This window comes from Variovorax sp. P1_H2, from assembly GCF_056405295.1.
In genome coordinates, this window is sequence record NZ_JBFUCJ010000032.1 from 37,983 (window position 1) to 60,009 (window position 22,027).

General features: G+C 67.3%; 19 protein-coding genes. 9 read left to right on the plus strand and 10 right to left on the minus strand.

The window, feature by feature from the left end:
• Positions 1-6: 6 nt before the first annotated feature.
• The 7 genes from AC1D2E_RS13755 to AC1D2E_RS13785 all read right to left on the minus strand — a co-directional run bounded on the left by AC1D2E_RS13755 (position 7) and on the right by AC1D2E_RS13785 (position 10,418).
• Positions 7-1,659 (minus strand): MFS transporter, encoded by a 1,653-nt coding sequence (locus AC1D2E_RS13755; protein ID WP_478197907.1) that lies wholly within the window; start codon positions 1,657-1,659, stop codon positions 7-9.
• Between the two features lie 27 nt (positions 1,660-1,686).
• Positions 1,687-2,943: an MFS transporter gene (locus AC1D2E_RS13760; RefSeq protein WP_478197908.1), complete on the minus strand. Its 1,257-nt coding sequence runs from the start codon at positions 2,941-2,943 to the stop codon at positions 1,687-1,689.
• A gap of 164 nt (positions 2,944-3,107) precedes the next feature.
• Positions 3,108-3,782: a response regulator gene (locus AC1D2E_RS13765; RefSeq protein WP_478197909.1), complete on the minus strand. Its 675-nt coding sequence runs from the start codon at positions 3,780-3,782 to the stop codon at positions 3,108-3,110.
• A 5-nt stretch (positions 3,783-3,787) separates the two neighbouring features.
• Positions 3,788-5,650, minus strand: a complete 1,863-nt coding sequence (locus tag AC1D2E_RS13770) for a type IV pili methyl-accepting chemotaxis transducer N-terminal domain-containing protein (protein WP_478197910.1) — start codon at positions 5,648-5,650, stop codon at positions 3,788-3,790.
• An 85-nt stretch (positions 5,651-5,735) separates the two neighbouring features.
• Positions 5,736-6,284, minus strand: a complete 549-nt coding sequence (locus AC1D2E_RS13775) for a hemerythrin domain-containing protein (RefSeq protein ID WP_478197911.1) — start codon at positions 6,282-6,284, stop codon at positions 5,736-5,738.
• Between the two features lie 461 nt (positions 6,285-6,745).
• On the minus strand, positions 6,746-9,640 hold the full coding sequence (locus tag AC1D2E_RS13780; protein WP_478197912.1) for an adenosylcobalamin-dependent ribonucleoside-diphosphate reductase: 2,895 nt from the start codon (positions 9,638-9,640) through the stop codon (positions 6,746-6,748).
• Between the two features lie 70 nt (positions 9,641-9,710).
• Positions 9,711-10,418, minus strand: a complete 708-nt coding sequence (locus AC1D2E_RS13785; protein WP_478176213.1) for a GntR family transcriptional regulator — start codon at positions 10,416-10,418, stop codon at positions 9,711-9,713.
• A 190-nt stretch (positions 10,419-10,608) separates the two neighbouring features.
• Here AC1D2E_RS13785 and AC1D2E_RS13790 point away from each other — a divergent pair, with 190 nt between their 5' ends.
• From AC1D2E_RS13790 to AC1D2E_RS13810, 5 genes are read left to right on the plus strand one after another with little or no spacing between them, the layout of a single operon-like run.
• Complete coding sequence (locus AC1D2E_RS13790; protein WP_478197913.1) at positions 10,609-11,340, plus strand: DUF969 domain-containing protein; 732 nt, start codon at positions 10,609-10,611, stop codon at positions 11,338-11,340.
• Between the two features lie 2 nt (positions 11,341-11,342).
• A complete protein-coding gene (locus AC1D2E_RS13795; RefSeq protein ID WP_478176211.1) occupies positions 11,343-12,299 on the plus strand; it encodes a DUF979 domain-containing protein in 957 nt (318 codons plus the stop codon).
• 10 nt (positions 12,300-12,309) lie between these two features.
• Positions 12,310-13,098: a LamB/YcsF family protein gene (locus tag AC1D2E_RS13800; RefSeq protein ID WP_478197924.1), complete on the plus strand. Its 789-nt coding sequence runs from the start codon at positions 12,310-12,312 to the stop codon at positions 13,096-13,098.
• On the plus strand, positions 13,098-14,708 hold the full coding sequence (locus tag AC1D2E_RS13805) for a 5-oxoprolinase subunit B/C family protein (RefSeq protein WP_478197925.1): 1,611 nt from the start codon (positions 13,098-13,100) through the stop codon (positions 14,706-14,708). The genes AC1D2E_RS13800 and AC1D2E_RS13805 overlap by 1 nt, the downstream gene beginning before the upstream one ends.
• Positions 14,705-16,435 (plus strand): acetyl/propionyl/methylcrotonyl-CoA carboxylase subunit alpha, encoded by a 1,731-nt coding sequence (locus tag AC1D2E_RS13810; protein ID WP_478197914.1) that lies wholly within the window; start codon positions 14,705-14,707, stop codon positions 16,433-16,435. The genes AC1D2E_RS13805 and AC1D2E_RS13810 overlap by 4 nt, the downstream gene beginning before the upstream one ends.
• Positions 16,436-17,076: 641 nt before the next feature.
• On the opposite strand, the gene AC1D2E_RS13815 is transcribed toward AC1D2E_RS13810, so the two are convergent.
• Positions 17,077-18,291 carry a metallopeptidase domain-containing protein gene (locus AC1D2E_RS13815; RefSeq protein ID WP_478197915.1) on the minus strand — a complete coding sequence of 405 codons (1,215 nt, stop codon included), beginning with the start codon at positions 18,289-18,291 and terminating at the stop codon, positions 17,077-17,079.
• Positions 18,215-18,664 (minus strand): phosphopantetheine-binding protein, encoded by a 450-nt coding sequence (locus AC1D2E_RS13820; RefSeq protein ID WP_478197916.1) that lies wholly within the window; start codon positions 18,662-18,664, stop codon positions 18,215-18,217. The genes AC1D2E_RS13815 and AC1D2E_RS13820 overlap by 77 nt, the downstream gene beginning before the upstream one ends.
• 325 nt (positions 18,665-18,989) lie before the next feature.
• On the opposite strand from AC1D2E_RS13820, the gene AC1D2E_RS13825 reads away from it, so the two are divergent.
• Both AC1D2E_RS13825 and AC1D2E_RS13830 read left to right on the plus strand, forming a co-directional pair.
• Positions 18,990-19,283 carry a type II toxin-antitoxin system Phd/YefM family antitoxin gene (locus tag AC1D2E_RS13825; RefSeq protein ID WP_478197917.1) on the plus strand — a complete coding sequence of 98 codons (294 nt, stop codon included), beginning with the start codon at positions 18,990-18,992 and terminating at the stop codon, positions 19,281-19,283.
• Positions 19,280-19,672, plus strand: a complete 393-nt coding sequence (locus AC1D2E_RS13830) for a hypothetical protein (RefSeq protein WP_478197918.1) — start codon at positions 19,280-19,282, stop codon at positions 19,670-19,672. Before AC1D2E_RS13825 ends, AC1D2E_RS13830 begins: the two co-directional genes overlap by 4 nt.
• 87 nt (positions 19,673-19,759) lie before the next feature.
• Here AC1D2E_RS13830 and AC1D2E_RS13835 read toward each other — a convergent pair whose 3' ends face one another.
• The gene (locus AC1D2E_RS13835; protein WP_478197919.1) at positions 19,760-20,098 is read right to left on the minus strand and encodes an Mpo1-like protein; all 339 of its coding nucleotides are present in this window, start codon (positions 20,096-20,098) and stop codon (positions 19,760-19,762) included.
• A 275-nt stretch (positions 20,099-20,373) separates the two neighbouring features.
• Between AC1D2E_RS13835 and AC1D2E_RS13840 the strand changes: the two genes are divergently transcribed.
• Positions 20,374-21,216 carry a tRNA-uridine aminocarboxypropyltransferase gene (locus AC1D2E_RS13840; RefSeq protein WP_478197920.1) on the plus strand — a complete coding sequence of 281 codons (843 nt, stop codon included), beginning with the start codon at positions 20,374-20,376 and terminating at the stop codon, positions 21,214-21,216.
• 176 nt (positions 21,217-21,392) lie between these two features.
• On the plus strand, positions 21,393-22,027 hold a 635-nt coding region (locus tag AC1D2E_RS13845; RefSeq protein WP_478197921.1), incomplete at its 3' end, for a GSU2403 family nucleotidyltransferase fold protein.

Consider the following 22,027-nt stretch of genomic DNA (forward strand, 5'->3'; position numbering starts at 1 on the left):
GGGCGCTCAGGGGTTCTTCACGTACGCCGCCGGGCGCAGGTAGAACCACCAGTTGAGAACGAGGCAAAGGGCGTAGAACGCCGCGAAGCCGTACATGGCGATCTCGGGCGTGCCGGCCTTGATCTGCGCGCCGATCACGACCGGCGCGACGAAGGCGCCATAGGCGGCCACGGCCGAGGTCCAGCCCAGCACCGGACCGGCCTGCTGGCGGTCGAAGATCACGCCGATGGTCCGGAAGGTCGAGCCGTTGCCGATGCCGCTGGCCGTGAACAGGACCACGAACAGCACCATGAACAGCAGGAAGTACTGCTCCGGCGCCGGCGACCGGTAGGCCAGCAGCATCACGTAGCCGACCGCGACCGAGGCGGCCACCATCACCGCCGAGATGATCTGGGTGACGATCGAGCCGCCGATGCGGTCGGAGATCCAGCCACCGACCGGCCGCACCAGGGCGCCGACGAAAGGGCCGATCCACGCGTAGGTCAAGGCCGAGGGCGCATTCGGGTTCTTCAGCGTGTGCTGCATCACGCCCGCCGCATCCGGCACATGGCTGATGCCGAAGATCACCGTGATCGACAGCGGCAGCGCCATCGAGAAGCCGATGAAGGAGCCGAAGGTCACGATGTAGAGCAGCGTCAGCGCCCAGGTGTGGCGGTTGCGGAAGATCTCGAACTGCTTGGCGACGCCTTCGGCCATCGTGCCGAAGGCCGTGACCTTCATCATCAGCAGCGTGCCGACGATGATCAGCGGCATGGCCGCCCACATGTTGAGCAGGCCCAGACCGGTCGGCGCCGGCAGGTAGAGATACAGGCCGACGCCCGCGGGCACGAAGGACAGCGTGTAGAGCCAGATGATCTTGAGGAAGGCGACGAGGGTGCCGCCGGTGTCGGGCGACACCGTCTTCAGGTTGTTCATGCCGAACCAGCACACGGCCGCCAGCGGAACCAGGGACAGCAGCCAGGCGAAGCCGGCGTTCTGGATCCAGGTCGGCGTGCCGGCCAGGATCTTGCCGAAGATCCAGCCGCTGTCCTTCACCAGCGTCATCGGCTCTCCGCCGAAGGCGCCGAACAGGCCCACCGTCATGACCAGCGGGATCACGATCTGCATGCTGGTGACGCCGAAATTGCCGAGGCCGGCATTGAGGCCCAGGGCCGTGCCCTGCAGCCGCTTCGGAAAGAAGGTGCTGATGTTCGACATCGAACTCGCGAAGTTGCCGCCGCCCACGCCCGACCACAGCGCCATGAGCTGGAAGGCCCAGAGCGGCCAGTCCTTGTGCTGCAGCACGATTCCGGTGCCGATGGCGGGGGCCAGCAGCATCGCGGTCGTGAGGAAGATGGTGTTGCGCCCGCCGGCGAGGCGGATCAGGAACGAGGCCGGGATCCGCATCGTCGCGCCGGCCAGGCCCGCGATGGCGGTCAGCGAGAACAGCTCGGCCTGGCTGAACGGGAAGCCCAGGTTCAGCATCTGCACCGTGATGATTCCCCACATGCCCCAGATCGCGAAGCCGCACAGCAGGCAGGGGACCGAGATCCAGAGGTTGCGGTAGGCGATGCGCTTGCCGGTGGATTCCCAGAAGGCCTCGTCCTCCGGACGCCAGTCGGGGATGTCGGTGCCGGTGGAAGGGCGCGGGGCCGCGCCTGCATGGGGAGTGGTGTTCATGAAGGGTGCCTGCGGAGGTTGGTGGGATCAGCCCTTGAGGCTGAAGTCCCGTGCGTGCCGGCCCATGACCTCGGTGCCGCGCACCTCGGTCCAGTACATCCAGATCAGCGAGACCCAGACCACGCCGTACATCAGCATGAAGGCGCTGGAACGGATGCCGGTGATGTCCATTAGCGCGCCGAACATGATCGGAAGGACGAAGCCGCCCAGGCCGCCGGCCAGGCCGACGATGCCGCTGACGGTGCCGATGTTCGACGGGAAGTCGTCGGCGATGTACTTGAACACCGACGCCTTGCCGAAGGCGAAGGCGATGCCGAGCACGAACATCAGGCCGGTGAAGGCATAGACGTTCAGGCCGAGGTGGAAGGTCTTCGGCCCGTCCACGGTCGCCACCGTGAAGTCGGTCTGCGGATAGCTCAGCAGGAACAGGCAGATCCAGCTCACCCACATCACCCACCAGGTGACCGAGTGCGCGCCATGGCGGTCGCTGAGCCATCCGCCCACTGCGCGCAAGACGCCGCCCGGCAGCGAGAAGCAGGCGGCCAGCAGCGCGGCCACGCGGATGTCGAGGCCRAACTCGCCGATGTAGTACTGCACCATCCAGAGGCTCAGCGCGACATAGCCGCCGAAGACGATGCTGTAGTACTGGCAGTACTTGATGACCTTCGGGTCCTTCAGCGCGCGCAGCTGGTCGACGAAGCGGGTGTTGCTCGGCACCAGGTGCGCGGGGTCGCTGGCGCTGAACATCCAGAACAGGAGCATCGCGCCGAGCATGACGGCCGCGTAGACCTGCGGCACCATGGCCCATCCGAAGGCCACCACCAGCGCCGGCGCGACGAACTTGTTGACGGCCGCGCCCGAGTTGCCGGCGCCGTAGATGCCCATCGCGAAGCCCTGCTGGTTCTTGGGAAACCAGCGTGCGACATAGGGCGTGCCGACCGAGAAGGAGCCGCCGGCCAGTCCCACGAACAGGCCGATCACCAGGAAATGCCAGTAGGCGGTGGCGTAGCTCATGAGCCAGATCGCCGGCAAGGTGACGGCCATCAGCAGCGTCATGACGATGCGGCCACCGTACTTGTCGGTCCAGATGCCCAGGGGCACGCGGACCAGCGATCCGGCCAGCACCGGCATGGCGGTCAGCAGGCCGAACTCGGTGGCATTGAGGCCCAGCGTCTTCTTGATCGGAATGCCGATCACGCCGAACATCATCCACACCATGAAGCACACGGTGAATGCCAGCGTGCTGACCATCAGGACCGCCAGGGCCTGGCTCTTCTTGCTCATTGTCGCGTCCGCTCGTTGTGCATGAGAGGACTCTAGGGACCGGAGGCCCGCGGCGGCATCCTTCGGAGTGACTGCCGGCCGGAGGCACAGTGACGAGGCGGCGCACGCGCCGCATCGTCATGAAGAACTACCGACGCGGGAGAATGCGAGGCGCTTGCGCTGGATCAACCCAGGCCGTGCGCGACTGCGATAACGGCAGCCTGCACGCGCGAACTCACATCGAGCTTGCGCAGGATGTGCTGCACGTGGATCTTCACGGTGGTTTCGGCAATGCCGAGCGCGCGGGCGATCTCCTTGTTGCCCTGGCCCCGGGCGATCTTGCCGAGGATCTCCTGCTCGCGCGGCGACAGCGAATCGACGGCGGAAGCAGGCGCCTCCGGCTCGGCCACCGCCGCCGGGCGCGGCGCCGCCGCGCTCCGGTAGGCATCCACCAGCTTGCTGGTCATTTCTTCCGCGATCACGCTCTCGCCGCGCATGGCGCGCCGGATGGCCGCGGACAGCACCTCTCCCTCCACCGTCTTCAGCAGGTAGCCGCAAGCGCCGCCACGCAGGGCGCCGGCGAGGTCTTCGGCGTCTTCGCTCACGGTCAGCATCAGCACGCGCGCTGCCGGTGCGGCCTCGCGCAGGGCCGGCAGCGCATCGACGCCGGTGACGCCGGGCAGATGGTTGTCGAGCAGGATCACGTCGGGCTGCAAGGCCTGCGCGCGCCGCTGAGCCTCGCCGGCATCCGCGGCGTCGCCGACGACTTCGAACTCTGCATCCCGCTGCAGGAGCGCGGTGAGCCCGCGACGGAAAAGCGTGTGGTCGTCGACGACCAGGATTCGGATTTTGCAGGTCAAGGTGTTCAAGGCAAGGTCAGAACCACGGAACTGCCGTGGCCCAGTCTCGAAGATACCTCCAGGCTGGCGCCCATGCGCTCCGCGCGCTCCGCCATGATGCGAAGGCCGACGTTTGTTTCGTCGACCGCCCCGGCTTCGGTCGCGAAGCCTCGGCCGTTGTCCCGTACCTCCAGCCGCCATTGCGGCTGCTGCTGGACATCGAGCCACACGTGGGAGGCGCGGGCATGCTTGCGGATATTGGACAAGGCCTCCTGCACGATGTGCAGCACCTGGATCTGCGTCGCGGGCTCCAGCGGCATGCCCTGTCCCAGCATCTGCAGGCTGGCCTGCAGGCCGGTCTGGTGCTCGAACTTGCGCAGCGTCGTCATCAGCGCGGGCTCGATGTCTTCGGTATTGGCCCGGGTGCGGAAGTGGAGGAGCAGTTCGCGGACATCGCCATAGCACTCGCGCACGCCGACATCGATCTCGTCCAGCACGTGCTGCGCCTGCTGTTCATCGCCGCTGGCCATCGAATCCCGCATCAGCTGCACCTGGATCTTCAGGAAGGCGAGCGCCTGGGCGATGGAGTCGTGCAGCTCCCGCGCCAGGAAGCCGCGCTCCTCCGAGATGGCCGCCTCCAGGCCGAGTGCGTTGAGCCTGAGGTTCTCCATGGCGCCCGCAAGATGGACCGTCAGGGATTCGAAGAGCGAGCGCTCGGCCTCGGAGACGGCCACCCGCGCGTGGAAGAAGAGGTCCACCTCTCCCATCAGCCGGTCGTGGAGCCGGATCGGCACGGCCACCACGGTCTCGAAGCCTGCCTGCGCGCAATGGCGCATGCGAGCCGGCGCCATGGCCCGGATCGGGATCACGCGGGCGCCTTGGGGCGCGGCTGGCGTACCGCACTGGCACGCGTCCGCCTTCACGCAGCGCTCGGCTTCGACCATGGCCGTCGGCAACCCTTGCGAGGCGAGCATGAGGTAGCGGCTGTTGCTCTCGTCTGACCAGCGCAAGGCCACGCCGTCGGCCCGGGCGATGCGCGCGAACTCCCGCGTGAATCCCTGCGCCACCTCGTCGAGCGTGGTGGCCTTGTTGACCAGCGTGGTGATCTCGTAGAGGCTTTCCAGGCGTTCGCGCTCTTTCTCCAGCTGTGCCGTCTTCTCCTGCACGCGGCTCTCGAGGTTTCGGTACATCGATTGCAGCTGCCCGGCCATGCCGTTGAAGCCCGCGCCCAGCGTGCCGAACTCGTCCGTGGTGGCGCAATCCACGCGGGCGCCGAAGTCGCCGGCCTGGATGCGATGGATCGCTTGCTTGAGCAGGCCCACCGGCTCGAGGATGAAGCGGTATCCCGTGTGGACCAATGTTGCCGCGCCGATCAGCGCCATGCCCAGCATGGCGACCTGAAGCAGGTGCATGATCGACGTCCAGCGTGACAGATGAGACTCGATCGCGGCAACGAACATGTCGACGTGGGACGCGAAATCCGCGGCGTTCTGGCCCAGCGCCCTCGCGGCCTCGGGTCCGGGCGCGTCTGCGAGAAGGGAGCGGAACCTGGCCCACTCGCGCTCGACCTCCGAGAATCGCAGGCGGACCTGGTCGTCCCATGGCACGAACAAGGGCCGCTCCGGATCACCGAGCCGCAGCAACTGAATGGCGCGATCGAATTCGGCGAGCTGCCCCGGCAAGGCCTGCGTGTCGGCGGTGCCGGCCGATAGCGCCATGCGGTAGGCCTGCATGCGCATGCGTCCGGCCTCGTTGACGGATGCTGCGCCCCCCTCGATCTGCCACGACATCCATAGCAGGGCGCCGATCGAGCACATCGCGACGAAGAGAAAGGGCGCGGCGGCCAGGCCGAGCTTGGCGCCGAGGGACCACTGCGGCGTCGATTTCATGCGAACCAGAATAGCCTCGCACCCGCGCACTTTGCTTGAGGCAGATCAATGAGTGACGCAGGACTTCGATGCGCCTGCGGCGAGCTCACAGGGTATCGAGATCGTAGAGATTCGTTGTCCGCGGCCCGCCGTCGATTCCCTTTGCCGTGCGCATGGCGTCAGACATCCCCGACACCACGGTCGCCCACTCCTCGCGAGTGAGCAAGAGATCCATCTGAAGGTGCAACAGCGTGTCCTCCCGCTCCAGATGGCCACGCATCAATCGGGCATGCTCGGACAGCAGGGTTTCAACCGCATCGATGGCCTCCGCATCCCCCGATTCGACGAGGCGCAGTGCGGCCTTTGCCTGGGCGAGCAAGGCGTCGCAGCGCTTGCGATCGAGTTCCAGCCCGTCCAGCAGTTCGTCGGCCTCCGGGGACCTGCCGCGCAGGATGTCGAGCAGAACCACGCCTTTTGGCCGATGCGTGGCCTCGTCGAAGGTCTGGAGGCGGTCGACGAGCTCGAGGGGCCGGGCCGTGATTCGATGACGCTTCCAGTCATCGGCGTTCAATGCCGCGCGGATCCGATCCAGCAACTCGCGGATGCGGGCGTGCTCGGCCCGCAAGACGATCCATGTGCATTCTGACGCCAGCATGCGAGGCCCTCTTCGATCGTTTGGAGCTCGTCCAGTGGGTGTGGTTGGCTGTTGCGCCGAGCCTCATAAGACAGCATAGGAAGTCTGGCAGGCAGCACAAGGCTGCCCGGCGGTCTGTTAACGATCGCTCACACTATTTCCATTCAATCGGTGGCACGGCGTCCGGCCGTCGCTCCTTGCGCCAGCGCAAATCGGGATCCCGCGCCAGGACGCAAACTGCATTCAGGAGAATCCCCATGCCGAACCCGTCTCGCCTCCTGATCGGGCCGAACAGGCTCGAAGGCGATCTGTGCCTGATGGACCCGCCGCGCGGCCTCGTCGTCTTCGCCAACGGCAGTGGTTCCTCGCGCACCTTCGCGCCGCCGATCGAGGGTCGGGGAGCGCGCCGCGCATGGCTTGATCCAGCGCCGGGAGTCACGTGCCGGCGAGCCGAGGAATCGACCCGCTCGCCGGGTCCGGCTTCAGTGGCCGCAGCCGCCCAGGTGGCCGCAGGCCGTGCAGAAGTCGCAGCCGTCCTTGAGGATCATCGTGGCGTTGCCGCACTCCGGGCAGCGGGCGCCCGGCATCGGCGCGGGCTGGTCGGAGGCCTGCGCGGGCGCCTGCAGAATGCCCATCGCCTGCACCGGGTAGCCCTTGGCGTCCAGCACGCCCAGCATCGCGTAGCGGTGGATGATGAGCCGTGCCATGTAGGCGACCGTCGACGGCCAGACCTGCTGGCGTTGACGGCCGCTCGGCAGGCCCGGCACGGGGGCCATGAAATGGCCCAGCGGCTCGGCGTAGTTGAGGAGCTTGCGCAGCTTCATGCCGATCCACGCCGGATCGAGCACGCGCATGTCGAGCGACAGCACGCGGGCCAGTCCATCGAGCGCCTTCGGGTAGTTGCCGGAGAGCCCCATGGCGCAGGGCCGGGTGACGCGGCCGCCCTGGGCGTCCGGCAGCCAGACTTCCTTGAGCGTCAGCGTGAAGGTCTCGTCGCTCGCCGGATTGTGGATGTCGACCGCCCAGGCGAGGGTTCCGTTCGGGCCGGTCTGCGGCTCGCCGCGGCTGAACAGGGCATCGATCACCGGGCTCGGCGGGTCCTCCTCGTCCTGCCACAGGCCCAGCTGCTCGCAGCGCCAGCGGATCACCGCCGCGGTGGCCGCCACGACGCCGGGAAACTGGCGCAGCTCCCCGTGCGGCGGGAAGGGCATCTCGAATGAGCGCTCCTCCTGCACCGTGGCCAGCAGCTCCAGCTTGAGCCGCACCCAGGTCGGATCCTTCGCGCGCAGGTCCATCGACAGGGTCTTGGCCAGCGCGCCGAGGCCGCGCGGCTGCTCGACGCCGTTGACCCAGGCCTCGAAAGGCGCCGGCTTGCCGCCCTCCGACAACTCGCCGACGAAGAGCGCGAATTCGCCGTACGGGTGCCGGACCATGTAGGACCAGGCGGCGTTGCCCGCCGGCAGCTCCGGACGCCCGGGCCAGCGCAGCGACGCCAGCACCGGCCGCGGCATGCGCTCGAGGATCAGGCGCGCGTTCAGCGGGCCGGCATCGACCGCCATGGGCTCCTGCGCGAGCGGGCCGCCCTGGGGGCTCAGGACGGCGCCGAGCACGGCGTTGGGCCGGTAGGTGGCCAGGCCCTTGAGCCCCGACCGCCAGGCCCGCAGGTACAGGTCCTTGAAGTCCGCGTAGGGATAGTCGGCCGGCACGTTGACCGTCTTCGAAATGGCGGTGTCGACCAGGGGCGCCACCGCGGCGACCATCTCCACATGGGCCTGGGCGCTCATCTGCAGCGCGGTCACGAAGGCCGGGGGAAGCGGTGCGTCCGCGCCCTTCAGTTGCCGGAACAGGCGCCATGCATGGTCCTCGACCACGTGCTCCTCCCAGGTGCCTTCGGGCGTGCGCTTGCGCCGGGTGTAGGTCCAGGAGAAGGCCGGCTCGATCCCGTTGCTCGCGTTGTCGGCGAAGGCCAGGCTGATGGTGCCGGTGGGCGCGATCGACAGCAGGTGCGAGTTGCGGATCCCGCCGGCCCGGATGCGTGCGACGAGCGGGCCCGGCAGCCGCGACGCGAAGGTGCCGCGGCTCAGGTAGAGGTCGGCGTTGAAGAGTGGAAAGGCGCCGCGCTCGGCCGCCAGGTCGATCGACGCCTCGTACGCGGCGTCGCGCAGGACTTCGGCGATGCGGCGCGCGGCTTCGCGGCCGGCGGCGCTGTCGTAGCGCAGGTTCAGCATCGCCAGCGCATCCCCCAGCCCGGTGAAGCCGAGGCCGATGCGCCGCTTGCTGCGGGCCTCCGCGTGCTGGCGCTCGAGCGGCCAGAAGCTGATCTCCAGCACGTTGTCGAGCATCCGGACCGCCACGGCCGCCAGCCGCGCGAAGGCCTCCTCGTCGAAGCGCGCCTCGGGCGCGAAGGGCGCGCGCACCAGGCGCGTCAGGTCGATCGAGCCGAGGCAGCAGCAGCCGTAGGCCGGCAGCGGCTGTTCGCCGCAAGGATTGGTGGCCGCAAGGGTCTCGCAATAGGACAGGTTGTTGTCTTCGTTGATGCGATCGAGGAACAGCACGCCGGGCTCGGCATGGTCGTAGGTCGAGCGCATGATCTGATCCCACAGATCGCGGGCGCGCAGCGCCCGATAGACCCACAGGCCGTCTTCGCGCTGGCGGGCGCCGCCGGCCCGAAGCCGCGGTCCGGGTGCCGCCCGGTGCACCAGCTCGAAGGGCTGGTCGTCCTGCACGGCCTGCATGAAGGCATGGGTCACGGCGACCGAAATGTTGAAGTTGGCCAGGTCGCCCTGGTCCTTGGCATGGACGAACTCCTCGATGTCGGGATGGTCGCAGCGCAGGACGCCCATCTGCGCCCCGCGCCGTGCACCCGCGGATTCGACGGTCTCGCAGGAACGGTCGAACACGCGCATGTACGACACCGGCCCCGATGCGCTCGACCGGGTGCTGGCGACCCAGGCGCCGCGCGGCCGGATGCGCGAGAAGTCATAGCCCACGCCGCCGCCGCGGCGCATGGTCTCGGCGGCTTCGGTCAGCGCCACGTAGATGCCCGGATGGCCGTCCTCCTCGGCGGAGATGGCGTCGCCCACCGGCTGCACGAAGCAATTGATCAGGGTCGCGGAAAGATCCGTTCCGGCCGCCGACTGGATGCGTCCCGCGGGCAGGAATCCGTCCTGCAGCGCCTGCAGGAAGCGCGGCTCCCAAAGGGCGCGAAGCTCGGCCTTCTCGGCCTGCGCCAGCGCCCGTGCCACCCGGCGGCGCACGTCGTCGATGCTGCGCTCGCCGTCCTTGGCGTACTTCTCGAGCAGCACCTCCTGGCTGATCCGCTGCGCGGGGAGCGCCGGCGTCGCCATCGGATTCTTCAGGGCATCGGTTGTCGTCATGGGCCTTCGGTCCGCAAGCACGGCGTCACATCATGCGTCGACTCCCGGGCCTTCGTCCAGATGGCCGCGCCTACGGGCGGCTTGCCGGGGCCCCGTTCTCCCAGCCGGCGTCGCTGATGTGCCTCGCGTAGACCGCCAGCACGATGCGCTCGGAGTGCACGAGGTAGTCGTTGAGCGCCGCGGCGGCGCCCGCGTAGTCGCCGGCTTCCGCCAGCTCCAGGATCTTCACGTTCATGTCGACGTAAGGGGCGTGCAGGAACTCGGGATCGCGCAGCAGCCCGAAGGCCAGCCGCAGCTCGGCCAGCACCGGTGCGAACAGCTGGTTCAGCCGCTCGCTGTCGGCCAGTTCGACGATGGCCATGTGGAAGGCCATGTTCGCGGTGCCCACGCCCAGCCAGTCGCCCTCGGCGCGGCAGCGCAGCGAAGTCTCGACCGCCTCGCGCATCTTCTTCTTGGCCGGATGGCGCGGGTAGGCCTGCGCGAGCGCCTGGCACTCGATCAGCCGGCGCACCCGGTAGATGTCGATGATCGACGCGATGCTGGGGATGGCCACGAACACCCCGCGATTGGGCGCGTGCTTGACCAGGCCGTCCTTGGTCAGCATGCGGAACACCTCGCGCAGCGTGTTGCGCGAGATCCCCAGGCTGTCGCTCAGGACCTGCTCCGACAGCCGCTGGCCCGGCGAGAACTCACCCTGGGTGATCTTCAGGCGCAGCTGCTCGGCCACACGCTCGCTGAGCGTCTGGATGGCGGGAGAAGGGGGCGTGGCAAGGCTCATTGGCCCCAGGTTGTAACCGATGTTTCCCCCAGATCCCCCTTCACTGCTCAACAAGATTCGGGTTATTACTTAGAAATTGGCACGCAAGTTGCAAGCAAATTTCATCGGATTGTTCAACAATCCAATGCCTTTGACTCAATCCATTATTCCTTCTGTTGAGTCATCCACCCTTCATCCAGGAGTAACTGCCTTGCCTACCGACATCAACCTGTGGCCCCTGCTCGGGGTCGCCGTCATCATCGCGGGGTTCATCCTGCGCTTCAATCCGATGCTGGTCGTGATCGTGACCGCCATCGTGACCGCCTTGGCCGCTCACTTCCCGGTCGACAAGATCCTGGCGACCATCGGCACCGGTTTCATCAAGACGCGCAACCTGCCGCTGATCATCCTGCTGCCGCTGGCGGTGATCGGGCTGCTGGAGCGGCACGGGCTGCGCCAGCACGCGCAGAACTGGATCAGCACGATCAAGTCGGCGACGGTTGGCCGCCTGCTGATCGTCTACCTGGGCGCCCGGCAGCTGACGGCCGCGATCGGCCTCACCAGCCTGGGCGGACACCCGCAGATGGTGCGGCCGCTGCTGGCCCCGATGGCCGAGGGCGCGGCCGAGGCGCGCTACGGCAAGCTGCCGGACCGCATCCGCCACAAGCTGCGCGCCTACGCCGCGGCGACCGACAACGTCGGCCTGTTCTTCGGCGAAGACATCTTCGTGGCCTTTGGCGCCATCGTGCTGATGACCACCTTCCTGCGCGAGGCCGGCGTCGACGTCGAGCCGATCCATGTCGCGCTGTGGGGCATCCCGACCGCCACCTGTGCCTTTCTGATCCATGCCTGGCGGCTGCGCCGGCTCGACCGGATGCTGGCGCGCGAACTCGGCGGCGATGCGCCCGCCGCTGACGGCCTCGTCGCCGTGAAGGGCGCCTGATCATGACGCTCTCGATCGTTCACCTCTACTATCTGGTCGGCGCCATCCTCGCCATCACGGCGCTGATGACGCTCAGGGACCGCCAGCATCCCAAGCGCTATTCGAGCGCCTTCTTCTGGGGCCTCTATTCGCTGGTGTTCCTGGTCGGCGACCAGGTGCCGCCGGTCTGGGTCGGCGTCGGCGTCGTGGTGATGGCGCTGATCGCCGCCTTCGGCGGTGTCGGCGTCGGCCGCCAGAGCGATCGCAGCGCGGCCGACTACGCGGCCAGCGCCAGGCGCCTGGGCAACAAGCTGTTCATTCCGGCGCTGGCGATCCCGCTGGTCACGATGGTCGGCACCCTGTCGGCCAAGTACCTCGTGTTCGGCGGCACGCCCCTGCTCGACCCGAAGAACACCACCCTGGTGAGCCTGGGCATCGGCTGCCTCTTCGCGCTCGGCCTGGCCTGCCTGCTCACCAGGGAAACGCCGGTTCAGGGCATCCGCGAGTCGCGCCGCCTCACCGATGCGCTCGGCTGGGCGCTGGTGCTGCCGCAGATGCTCGGCATGCTGGGGCTGGTGTTCTCCGATGCCGGCGTGGGCAAGGCCGTGGCCCACATCACGACCAGCTACATCAACATGGACGTGCGCTTCTTCGCCGTCGCCGTGTACGTGGTCGGCATGGCGCTGTTCACCGTCATCATGGGCAACGGCTTCGCGGCCTTCCCGGTGATGACCGGCGGCGTGGGCGTGCCGATCCTGGTCGGCATGTACCACGGCAACCCGGCGGTGATGGCCGCCATCGGCATGCTCTCGGGCTACTGCGGCACGCTGCTGACGCCGATGGCGGCGAATTTCAACATCGTGCCCGCGGCCTTGCTGGAACTGCCCGACAAGAACGCCGTGATCCGCGCCCAGGTGCCGACCGCGCTCACGCTGCTGACCTGCAACGTGTTCCTGCTGTACTTCCTGATGTTCCGCTGAGGTTGCCGTGATGAAGATGGACCTCAACAGCGACCTCGGCGAGAGCCTGGGCGCCTGGCGCATGGGCGACGACGAGGCGATGCTCGGCATCGTGAGCAGCGCCAACGTGGCCTGCGGCTTCCATGCCGGCGACGCCGCCGGCATCCTGCAGACGCTGCGCCGCGCGCAGGCGCTCGGCGTGGTGGTCGGTGCCCACGTCGCCTACCCCGACCTGGCCGGCTTCGGCCGCCGCAACATGGACCTGGCCAGCGCCGACCTGGTGGCGGACGTGATCTACCAGATCGGTGCGCTCCAGGGCCTGGCGACGGCCGCCGGCACCGCGGTGCGCTACGTCAAGCCGCATGGCGCGCTCTACAACACCATCGCGCACGACCCGCGGCAGGCGCGCGACGTCATCGCCGCCATCCGCGCGATCGATCCCGGGCTGGCGCTGGTCGGCCTGGCCGGCTCGCCGCTGCTCGGCTGGGCCCGGGCGAGCGGGCTGCGCACGGTGGCCGAAGCCTTCGCCGACCGCGCCTACATGCCGGACGGATCGCTGGTGTCGCGCCGCGAGAAGGACGCCGTGCTGCACGATCCGCAGGAAGTGGCGGCGCGCATGCTGCGCCTCGCGACCGAGGGCGTGGTCGAGGCCATCGACGGCAGCAGGGTGCGCATCGAGGCCGATTCGATCTGCGTCCATGGCGACAGCCCTGGCGCGGTCGAGATGGCGCGGCAGGTGCGCAGCCTGCTCGAGCGCTCGGGCGTGGCCATTCGCCCCTTTGTTGATGCCGAAGCCGAAGCCGGAGGCACAACGCGATGATGCGATTCCTGCCCGTCAACCTGGATGCGCTCCTGGTCGAGCTTGACGACCTGGCGCAGACGCTGGCCCTGCTCGCATCGCTGCAGGCCGAGCCGATCGCCGGCATCGAGGAACTGGTGCCCGCGGCGCGCACCCTCCTGGTTCGCTATCGCCCCACGATGGTGTCGCACGAGGCGCTCGTGGCGCGCATCGGCGGCCGCAGCTTGCACACGCCGGTGGCGCGCGCGGCCACGCGGATCGAGATTCCCGTCGACTACCAGGGCGAGGACCTCGAGGCGGTGGCGCAGATGCTGGGGATCTCGCGCGAAGAAGTGATCCGCCGCCACACCGGCAGCGACTACAGCGTGGCCTTCACCGGCTTCGCGCCGGGCTTCGCCTACCTGAGCGGCGGACACCCGAGCCTGAACGTGCCGCGCCGCACGACGCCGCGCACGCGCATCCCGGCCGGTGCCGTCGGGCTGGCGGGCCCGTTCAGTGGCGTCTATCCGCAGGCCAGCCCGGGCGGCTGGCAGATCATCGGCGTGACCGCGACGCCGATGTGGGACCTGGGCCGCGAGGTGCCGGCGCTGCTGCAGCCCGGCTTCAAGGTCCGCTTCGTGGACGCGTCCGGCCGGCAGCCGGCGGCCCCGCCGACGGCGCGGATCGCGCCGGTCGAGCAGCCGGTCGCTTCCTTGCCCGGCGGCGCCGCGCTGCAGGTGCTGGCCACCGGCCTGCAGGCCCTGTTCCAGGACCTGGGCCGGCATGGCCAGGCCGGGCAGGGCGTGTCGGCCTCGGGCGCCATGGACCCGGGCGCCTTGCGCGCAGCCAACCGGCTGGTCGGCAATCCCGCCGACACGGCCTGCCTGGAACTCGTCTATGGCGGCTTCCAGTTCGTCTGCCGCGGCGAGGCCGTGGCGGCCTTCACCGGCGCCGACGCGCCGGTTCGCCTGGTGACCGCTGCCGGCGCCGCACTGAACCTGCGCCGCTACGAAGCCGTGGCGCTGTCAGACGGCGACACCGTGACGCTCGGCGAGCCCGTCGCCGGCATCCGCACGTACCTCGCGCTGCGCGGCGGTTTCGCCGTGGCGCCGGTGCTGCGCAGTTGCTCGACCGACACGCTGGCCCACGTCGGGCCGCCGCCGGTCCAGGCCGGCGACCTGCTGGGCGTGCGACCGGTCGCACGCGGCGCCGTGGTCGGCCTGCCCGAACCGGCGCCCGCCGACCTGCCCACCGCAGGGGGCGTCGTCGTGCTCGACGTCGTGATGGGCCCGCGCACCGACTGGTTCACGCCCGAGGCGATCGCGCTGCTCGCGAGCCAGTCGTGGACCGTGACGCCGCAGTCCAATCGCGTCGGGCTGCGCCTGGCGGGCGAACAGCCGCTGGCGCGCGCCAATCCCGGCGAACTGCCGAGCGAAGGCACGGCGCTGGGCGCCATCCAGGTGCCGCCGAGCGGGCAGCCGGTGCTGTTCCTGGCCGACCATCCGTTGACCGGCGGCTACCCGGTGATCGGCGCCGTGGCCCCGTACCACCTCGACCGCGCCGGGCAGATCCCGATCGGCGCCAGCGTGCGCTTCAACCCGATCCGCGCCTTCCACCCGTCCACCCTTTCCGTCTCGAGAGACACCCCATGAAAAAAGTCCTGATCGCCAACCGCGGCGAGATTGCCGTGCGCATCGTGCGCGCCTGTGCCGACTACGGCGTGCAGTCGGTCGCCGTGTATGCCGATGCCGACCTCGATGCGATGCATGCGCGCATGGCCGACGAGGCCTGGGGTCTCGATGGCCAGCGGCCGGCCGACACCTACCTCGACATCGACAAGCTGCTGACCGTGGCGGCGCGCTGCGGCGCCGACGCGGTGCACCCGGGCTATGGCTTCCTCTCGGAGAGCGCGCGCTTCGCGCAGGCCGTGATCGACGCCGGGCTGACCTGGATCGGCCCGCCGCCCGCGGCCATCGAAGCGCTGGGAGACAAGGTGCAGGCCCGCAAGATCGCGCTTCAGGTCGGCGCGCCGCTGGTCGCCGGCACCTCGGAGCCCGTGCGCGACGCGCAGGAGGTCGTGGCCTTCGCCGAGAAGAACGGCCTGCCGATCGCCATCAAGGCGGCCTTCGGCGGCGGCGGGCGCGGGCTCAAGGTCGCGTGGCGCCTCGACGAGGTCGCCGACCTCTACGAATCGGCGGTGCGCGAGGCGGTCACCGCGTTCGGCCGCGGCGAGTGCTTCGTCGAACAGTTCCTCGACCGTCCGCGCCATGTCGAGGCGCAGGTCATCGCCGACACGCACGGGCACGTGGTGGTGCTCGGCACGCGGGACTGCTCGCTGCAGCGGCGCAACCAGAAGCTGGTGGAAGAGGCACCGGCGCCGTTTCTCAGCGACGCCCAGCGCGAGCGCATCCACCAGGCCGCGCGCGATGTCTGCGCGCGCGCCGGCTATGTCGGCGCCGGAACGGTCGAGTTCCTGCTGAGCCCCTCGGGAACGATCTCGTTCCTGGAGGTCAACACGCGCCTGCAGGTGGAGCATCCCGTGACAGAGGAAACCACGGGCATCGACCTGGTGGTCGAACAGCTGCGCATTGCCGACGGCCTGCCGCTATCGGTCACCGGGACGCCGGCGCCGCGCGGCCATGCCTTCGAGTTCCGCATCAACGCCGAGGACGTCGGCCGCGGCTTCCTGCCGGCGCCCGGCCCGGTGCGCCTGTTCGAGGCGCCCTCGGGCCCCGGCGTGCGCGTCGACACCGGCGTGCTGTCGGGCTCGACGGTGCCGGGCACTTTCGATTCGCTGATGGCCAAGCTCATCGTCACCGGTTCCACGCGCGCGCAAGCCATCGCCCGTGCCCGCCGTGCGCTCAAGGAGTTCCGCATCGAAGGCGTGCCCTCGGTGCTTCCTTTCCATCGCGCGGTGATGGAACACGCCGACTTCGTCTCTGCCGATGCCTTCAAGGTCCACACCCGCTGGATCGAGACCGACTTTGCGAACACGCTGGCCGCGGCGGTGCGGCCCGAGCCGCTGGCGGAGGTCGCGCTGGTGCGCACGGCGCTGGAGATCGATGGCCGCCGGATGGCGCTGGGCCTGCCGGCCGGACTGCTGCGCGGGATGCAGTCCGCGGGCGGCGGCGAATCGCCAGCGGCTGTCGATGCCACGGTCGCGGCGGACCCCGCCGCTGTTCCCGCACCGATCGCCGGCACCCTTCAGTCGTGGAAGGTGGCCGACGGCGACACCGTCGCGAAGGGCGACGCGATCGCATCGATGGAAGCCATGAAGATGGAGATGCAGGTGACGGCGCATCGCGCCGGGCGCATCGCCCTCAAGTCGGCGCAGGGCGACTATGTCGCCGCGGGTGTGGCGGTCGCGCTGATCCATTGAGGCCGGTCAAGATGCCCTCGGCACGGGCAACGCCGTGTGGTGGTCGTCGATCAACGACCGCTGTGACGGATCACGTCGATGGTGTGCTCTGCGCAGGTGCTGCGAGGGCACAGGTATCCGTGCTGTGACGATCACAAGCGAATTGATCACGATCCAGAAGGCAGCGAAGTCCATGGCCCACACCCGCCGCGGCATCTGGACCGACGGCGAGGGGGCTGGCGCCGCGCAGGCTTCAGCCCCTTGGCGATATAGAAGGCCGGCAGCTTGTGCGAACAGCATTTGCACCAACGCGCAGACCCCAGGTTGATGGTGTTGCACGCATCGCAAATCTCTGCCGTGGTGCCGAGTCGCAGCATCGCGAGATCGATGAGGCTTCCGAAGGCAATCGGCGAGGGGTCGGCCAGGGGCTCCGCGACCGCGTTCATTTGGAAGCTCCTTGGCCTGGCGTCGACCGGGGATCGTTCGAATTCGTCATTTGGTGCTCCTGAGGGTCCAAATGTGAAAATCGCACATTTAGAGTGCTTTTGTCTTAGAGGAGCAGCCACGCGTTTGTAAGACGTGAGCCCGTCTTTCTGTGAGTTCGTTCAAGGTTTGCGCTACGCGCCTTGGGGCACGGCGGTTGTCCCTCACCCTGCGTTCCGTTACACCCCGTGCCTGAACTGGACGCCTTCCATTCCGCGTCCTATTGCGGCGAGCTTCTGGTCGAGCAACGAATTGAGCTTGTCCTCAAGTCGCTGCTCCAAGTCAGAGGCGAACAGTTCGACCAGGCGAGGGTCCGGCTCCGGGATTGGCACGATGCGGCCGTCCCTGATTGTCACAAGCGTGTGACCGGGTCCCAGAATGAGCCGTTCTGCCTCGAAATACAGCGGCGGCCGCACAGCGACGTGCTGGACGCGCACATGCGCCTTCCTGCCTCTGGGGTCGATGCTGACGACCTCGACGAAGGTCCCGCCTTTGCGACCCAGGATTTCGACGGGCGCTTCGAAGCGCTGGCCCGGCTGCCATTCATGGTTGTGGGACTTGGCATTGGAATCAAGGATGACCGCATTCGGGTCGGCCGGCTGGTGGATGAGGACCGTTGGGCGCGCGAGGCCCGCGTCGAACCCGTCGTCCATCCGGAACTCGACGATGAGGCCTCCGACCTCCGCAGCCACGAAGCCGGCGTTGGTCCCGGGGCCCAAAGCGTTGAGCTCGACGTCATAGACTCCGCTGCTGGCAATGTTCGGTGGCCGGAAGATACGGGCCTGAGGAATCCAGTTCGCGCGCATCATGTTAGCGGCGCAAAGGAGCGGCCCGCGAGGTGAAAAGCGGTGCCCGCTGTCGCTGTTGACGTTCATCGCGCTCATGACGTCGTAGTCGTCGTAGTACTCGCCCAACTGTGACCAGGACATCAGCCTCCGGTCCGAGGTATCGAAGGAGTGCTCGAACCCCAGCACGTGGCCCGTCTCGTGGGCGAAGAACGTGAGGTTCTGGTCTTCGGGCCCGCAGAGCACGCCACTGCCGGGACCGCAGCTGCCCGCATCGCCGAGCGGGGCGTTGAAGATGGCTACGACGCCGGCAACCTCTGACCGATTGACGCCGAAGGCATCGATTGCGCCTTGAATCTTGTCCCAGCGACTGGGGTGTGTTGCAAGGAATGTCGCCTGGGTCGTATTCAGGGTCTTCCATTCGGCGACCCATGAGCCATCCAAACTGATGTTCGCGAGGCTGGTCTCCAGCCAGTAGTCATTGAGACCACCGGTGCCGCGGGTGACGAACATATCTTCGTAAAAGGCACGGTCATGCTGCTGGGTGCCGGCAGTGTCCGAGAACTTCACGAGCAGTACGGCAAACTTTTGCGGGCCTGAGACGTTCATGGCGACCTCCTGGGGAGGCCAGCATCATCAACTGGCTCGGCTGAGCTTGTCGTCCCCCCAAGGGAGGGCCACTGCCGTCGCCATCACTCTGCACAGGCAATCTGGTGCCTGGAACCCTGTTGATGTCGTGGACCAACGAGATCGCAGAAAGAGAATCGCCGCCGCACTCGAAAAAGTCTGAGTCAATGAAGGCGGATTCGAGCTTCAGGTGCTTGGCCCACAAAGTGGAGATGCGCATCTCAAGCAAAGTTCTTGGGGGTATGCCATCGCTGTCGCTCGTTTCAACGGTTGCCAACCGGTCCAGTGCGCGCAGGTCGATCTTGCCGTTCGGCAAGGTTGGGATGGCGTCAATGACGACGATTCGGTCGGGCATCCGGAGGGAGCAGTGATGCCAACCACCTTAACAGGGGCTGTAATCAGCGCGACAAACGGAGGGGGAATCCGATGCCCCAGTGCATTCATGACCAGCCTCCTTGGAAGCGGCGGACGTCATCTTGCTCCAGGTGCGCCGCGCCGGCAACGGCGAGCGGACGCCAACGTCGTCTTGCGGCCGATGCAGCGGCACAATCGCCCGAGCCGTGAGGCGGGACCCGGCCAACTGGGGACTTTCGGGGGGCCGAGCATCTCCGACGGCGATTGCAGGGAACAGGTTTGGCTGCTAGACTGGCATTAACGCAACCCTTAACGGATATTGCTATATGTCATTGAGAGCATCAGACATTGTTCCCATCAGCGAAGCGCGCGCCCGGCTCACCGAGCTGGCCGAAGACGTGGTGGGCAGCGGCTCTGAGAAAGTACTGACCAAGAACGGTGCGAGCTACGTGGCCTTGGTCGATGCACGCCGGCTGGACTACTATCATGCGCTGGAGTCGGAGCACGCCAACCTCGTGCTGGCTGAAGACGCCATCACCGGCCTACGGCAGGCCTTGGCGGGGCAGTTCGTGTCTGACGAGGAACTGGACCAGGCACTCGGCGTCGCATCGGCGCCGTGAGCATTCCCGTCAACGCGAGGGTTCGGGCGGTTCCGAACTTTTTGGTATGCCTGCACACTGCACGTATCTTCATGGAGGAACAGGACGCCGCTTCTGCGTCGGTGCGCTTCAAGAAATTGCAGGTCGAGGTGGTGAAAGCACGGGCACTTCTCTCCTTTGCGCCCACGAGCGGCCGACCTGCTCGATTCCTTGACGCCAGGTCGGGTTGGGGGCAGTTTCAAGCGGAGCAGGCAAAGCAAATTGCCCGAGCACTTGGCCAGCCCGAGCTGCGGGAGCTGGTGCTGGCTCGCCACGTAGTGCTCTACGCCCATTCCGAGCGAGAAGTGGTGTTGCTCTCAATACGGCACGAGCGCCAGTTGGGTTACGGATTGCCCAAGCCATCCACCTGACGAGTACTGAGGAAGACTTGACCGGCCGCAGCCGGCCCAGGAGCGGACCCGGCGCGGATGTAGGCGTCACTGCGTGGACGGCGTGCGTCACCACGGAATGCGGCCGGCCCAGATGTCGCGGTACATCACCCAGTCGCCCGCCAGGCTATACAGAGGGCGCTTGAAGGTCGCCGGCCGATTCTTCTCGAACACGTAGTGACCGACCCACGCAAAACCGTAGCCGCACAGCAGCGCGTACAGGATGTACTGCAGCCGCCCAGTTGCTACGAGCATTGCCAGGCAAACCAGGGCCAGGGTGGAACCGACGAAGTGCAAGCGGCGGCAAGTGCGGTTGTTGTGTTCCCCGAGGTAGAAGGGGTAGAACTCGGCGAAGGTCTTGCAGGACTTGGGGTCTGTCGTGGGGGCATGACTCGTTGTGGTCGTCATTTCTCGCTCCTTAGCGCCAAGACTTGGCGCAACGTGTACAGCGTCGGCTCCGTACCAGCACCGCGTAAGCAGCCAACCTCCAGGCTAGATTCTCTGGGGCACTGTCCGATTTGTCACTGGTGATGGCGTCTGGGTGTTCGGGAAAGGGGCATGGACAAGGCTGCACGCGGCCAAGACCATCCACTCAATCAAATGCACCTGCACCGGCGCTGGCCCTCGATGAAGGCACTTTTCAACCGATGAGGTCGATTGCAAGCATGGCTGAGAATCTCCGCATGCCCCACGCCGTCTCCCACCTGCGCGCCGCGCGTCTAGCGCGCAGCGCCAAACCCTTTCTCGCCCGTGGTGGTTTCAAGCGCGAGCGCTGCGCGGACTGCCGGTTGGTACCCAGCCACTGCATGTGTGCTTTTCGCCCTTCGCTGACGACACGCGCAGGGGTGTGCCTGCTCATGGCCGACATAGAGCCGCTCAAGCCGAGCAACACGGGCTGGTTGGTCGCCGATGTGGTGCCCGATACCTTTGCCTTCGGCTGGACGCGCACCGAAACCGACCCCGCTCTTCTGGCCCTGCTGGGCGACCCGCAGTGGCAACCCTATGTGGTGTTTCCGGGCCAGTACGCGGCGCCCGAGCGGGTGGTGCGCACCGTTCAGCCGCCTGACAGCCTCCGTAGTGATGCCGAAAAGCGCCCGCTGTTCATTCTCCTGGACGCGACCTGGTCCGAGGCCCGCAAGATGTTCCGAAGAAGCCCTTACCTGGACCACCTGCCGGTGCTAAGCCTAGAGCCTGACCAGATATCGCAATACAAGCTGCGCCGCTCCGGCCGCGACGACCACTTCTGCACCAGCGAGGTGGCCGCCCTGTGCATGAACCTGGCGGGCGAACGCGTTGCCGAGCAAACTCTGGAGGCCTACCTGGCGGTATTCACCCATCACTATCTGCATGCGAAAAATCAGCAGCCCATTGCGTGGGAAGGCACTGCGCACCAGCGCTTGCGGGAGGTGTCTCTGCTGCTGCCATCGCGCGCTGCCACAGAGTCAAGACGAGATGAACCTACGGTGCCTCCTGGTAGTCGCGCCGCCGTGAACGGCCACTTCAGACGCTCGGCGCTGCCTGAGTAACATGGTCATTGCCTTGTGAACTTCACCACGCGGCCAAGGGCAGAATGCGGGCCAGGAGCGGAAGTCCCAGGGACGCGCGAGCTTCACCTGTAGGCGAGGAACACAACGGCGCCGCGCCCGGCCCGCAGCGCACGAATTTACCCACTAAAATGACGTTTTGTCGGGTAACTTCCGCGATGCCGCTCCCGAACCCTCTCTTTCGCCTGCAGGAACTGGCCTTCCGAACGCAGTACGCTGAACTGAAGGAGCGTAGTTCGTCCGGCGCACCACTGCTTCCCGGTACGCCCGGTACGCTCGTCAAGCGCGACGGTACGGGCTACGCCTACTGGTACAGGGTCTACTACCCGGTGCCCGGGACAAAATCGGAGCAACTGATTGCCAAGGACGGCGACCGGGATGCGCTTGCCGAGGCCGAGCGGCAGATTGAATTTGCGCAGTGGGCGAGCGCGCAGGTCCGCAACCTCCGGACTCTTGGTTTTCAGGTGGCCGACAAGGGGGTCGCCAGCGTCCTGGTCGAGTTGCACAATCGGAACCTGCTTGAGGCGGGCCTCGTTCTGGTTGGAACACTGGCATACATGGCCTGGCTCAATGAGTTGGGTGCAAAAGTCGTTGCAGGGCGAACCCAAGATGTGGACCTTGCTGCACGCAAGCACCTCAAGTTGGGTGCGCCGCAGTCATTCCTCGACGCAATGACAGCGACAAGGCTGGGCTTCTCGCCGGTGCCGGGCATGCCTAGCCAGGCGCCATCGACGTCATTGAAGTTGAAAGGGCGAGAAGGCCTACGCGTCGACCTCTTGGTCCACGGCAAGGA

Excerpts from the sequence above, each read along its gene's own strand:
- AC1D2E_RS13810 (WP_478197914.1), top strand. The coding sequence starts at position 14,705 with ATGAAAAAAGTCCTGATCGCCAACCGCGGCGAGATTGCCGTGCGCATC.
- AC1D2E_RS13825 (WP_478197917.1), top strand. The coding sequence starts at position 18,990 with ATGTCATTGAGAGCATCAGACATTGTTCCCATCAGCGAAGCGCGCGCC.
- AC1D2E_RS13780 (WP_478197912.1), bottom strand. The coding sequence starts at position 9,640 with ATGACGACAACCGATGCCCTGAAGAATCCGATGGCGACGCCGGCGCTC.
- AC1D2E_RS13800 (WP_478197924.1), top strand. The coding sequence starts at position 12,310 with ATGAAGATGGACCTCAACAGCGACCTCGGCGAGAGCCTGGGCGCCTGG.
- AC1D2E_RS13835 (WP_478197919.1), bottom strand. The coding sequence starts at position 20,098 with ATGACGACCACAACGAGTCATGCCCCCACGACAGACCCCAAGTCCTGC.
- AC1D2E_RS13785 (WP_478176213.1), bottom strand. The coding sequence starts at position 10,418 with ATGAGCCTTGCCACGCCCCCTTCTCCCGCCATCCAGACGCTCAGCGAG.
- AC1D2E_RS13805 (WP_478197925.1), top strand. The coding sequence starts at position 13,098 with ATGCGATTCCTGCCCGTCAACCTGGATGCGCTCCTGGTCGAGCTTGAC.
- AC1D2E_RS13795 (WP_478176211.1), top strand. The coding sequence starts at position 11,343 with ATGACGCTCTCGATCGTTCACCTCTACTATCTGGTCGGCGCCATCCTC.
- AC1D2E_RS13755 (WP_478197907.1), bottom strand. The coding sequence starts at position 1,659 with ATGAACACCACTCCCCATGCAGGCGCGGCCCCGCGCCCTTCCACCGGC.
- AC1D2E_RS13820 (WP_478197916.1), bottom strand. The coding sequence starts at position 18,664 with ATGCCCGACCGAATCGTCGTCATTGACGCCATCCCAACCTTGCCGAAC.
- AC1D2E_RS13815 (WP_478197915.1), bottom strand. The coding sequence starts at position 18,291 with ATGAACGTCTCAGGCCCGCAAAAGTTTGCCGTACTGCTCGTGAAGTTC.
- AC1D2E_RS13770 (WP_478197910.1), bottom strand. The coding sequence starts at position 5,650 with ATGAAATCGACGCCGCAGTGGTCCCTCGGCGCCAAGCTCGGCCTGGCC.
- AC1D2E_RS13840 (WP_478197920.1), top strand. The coding sequence starts at position 20,374 with ATGCCCCACGCCGTCTCCCACCTGCGCGCCGCGCGTCTAGCGCGCAGC.
- AC1D2E_RS13775 (WP_478197911.1), bottom strand. The coding sequence starts at position 6,284 with ATGCTGGCGTCAGAATGCACATGGATCGTCTTGCGGGCCGAGCACGCC.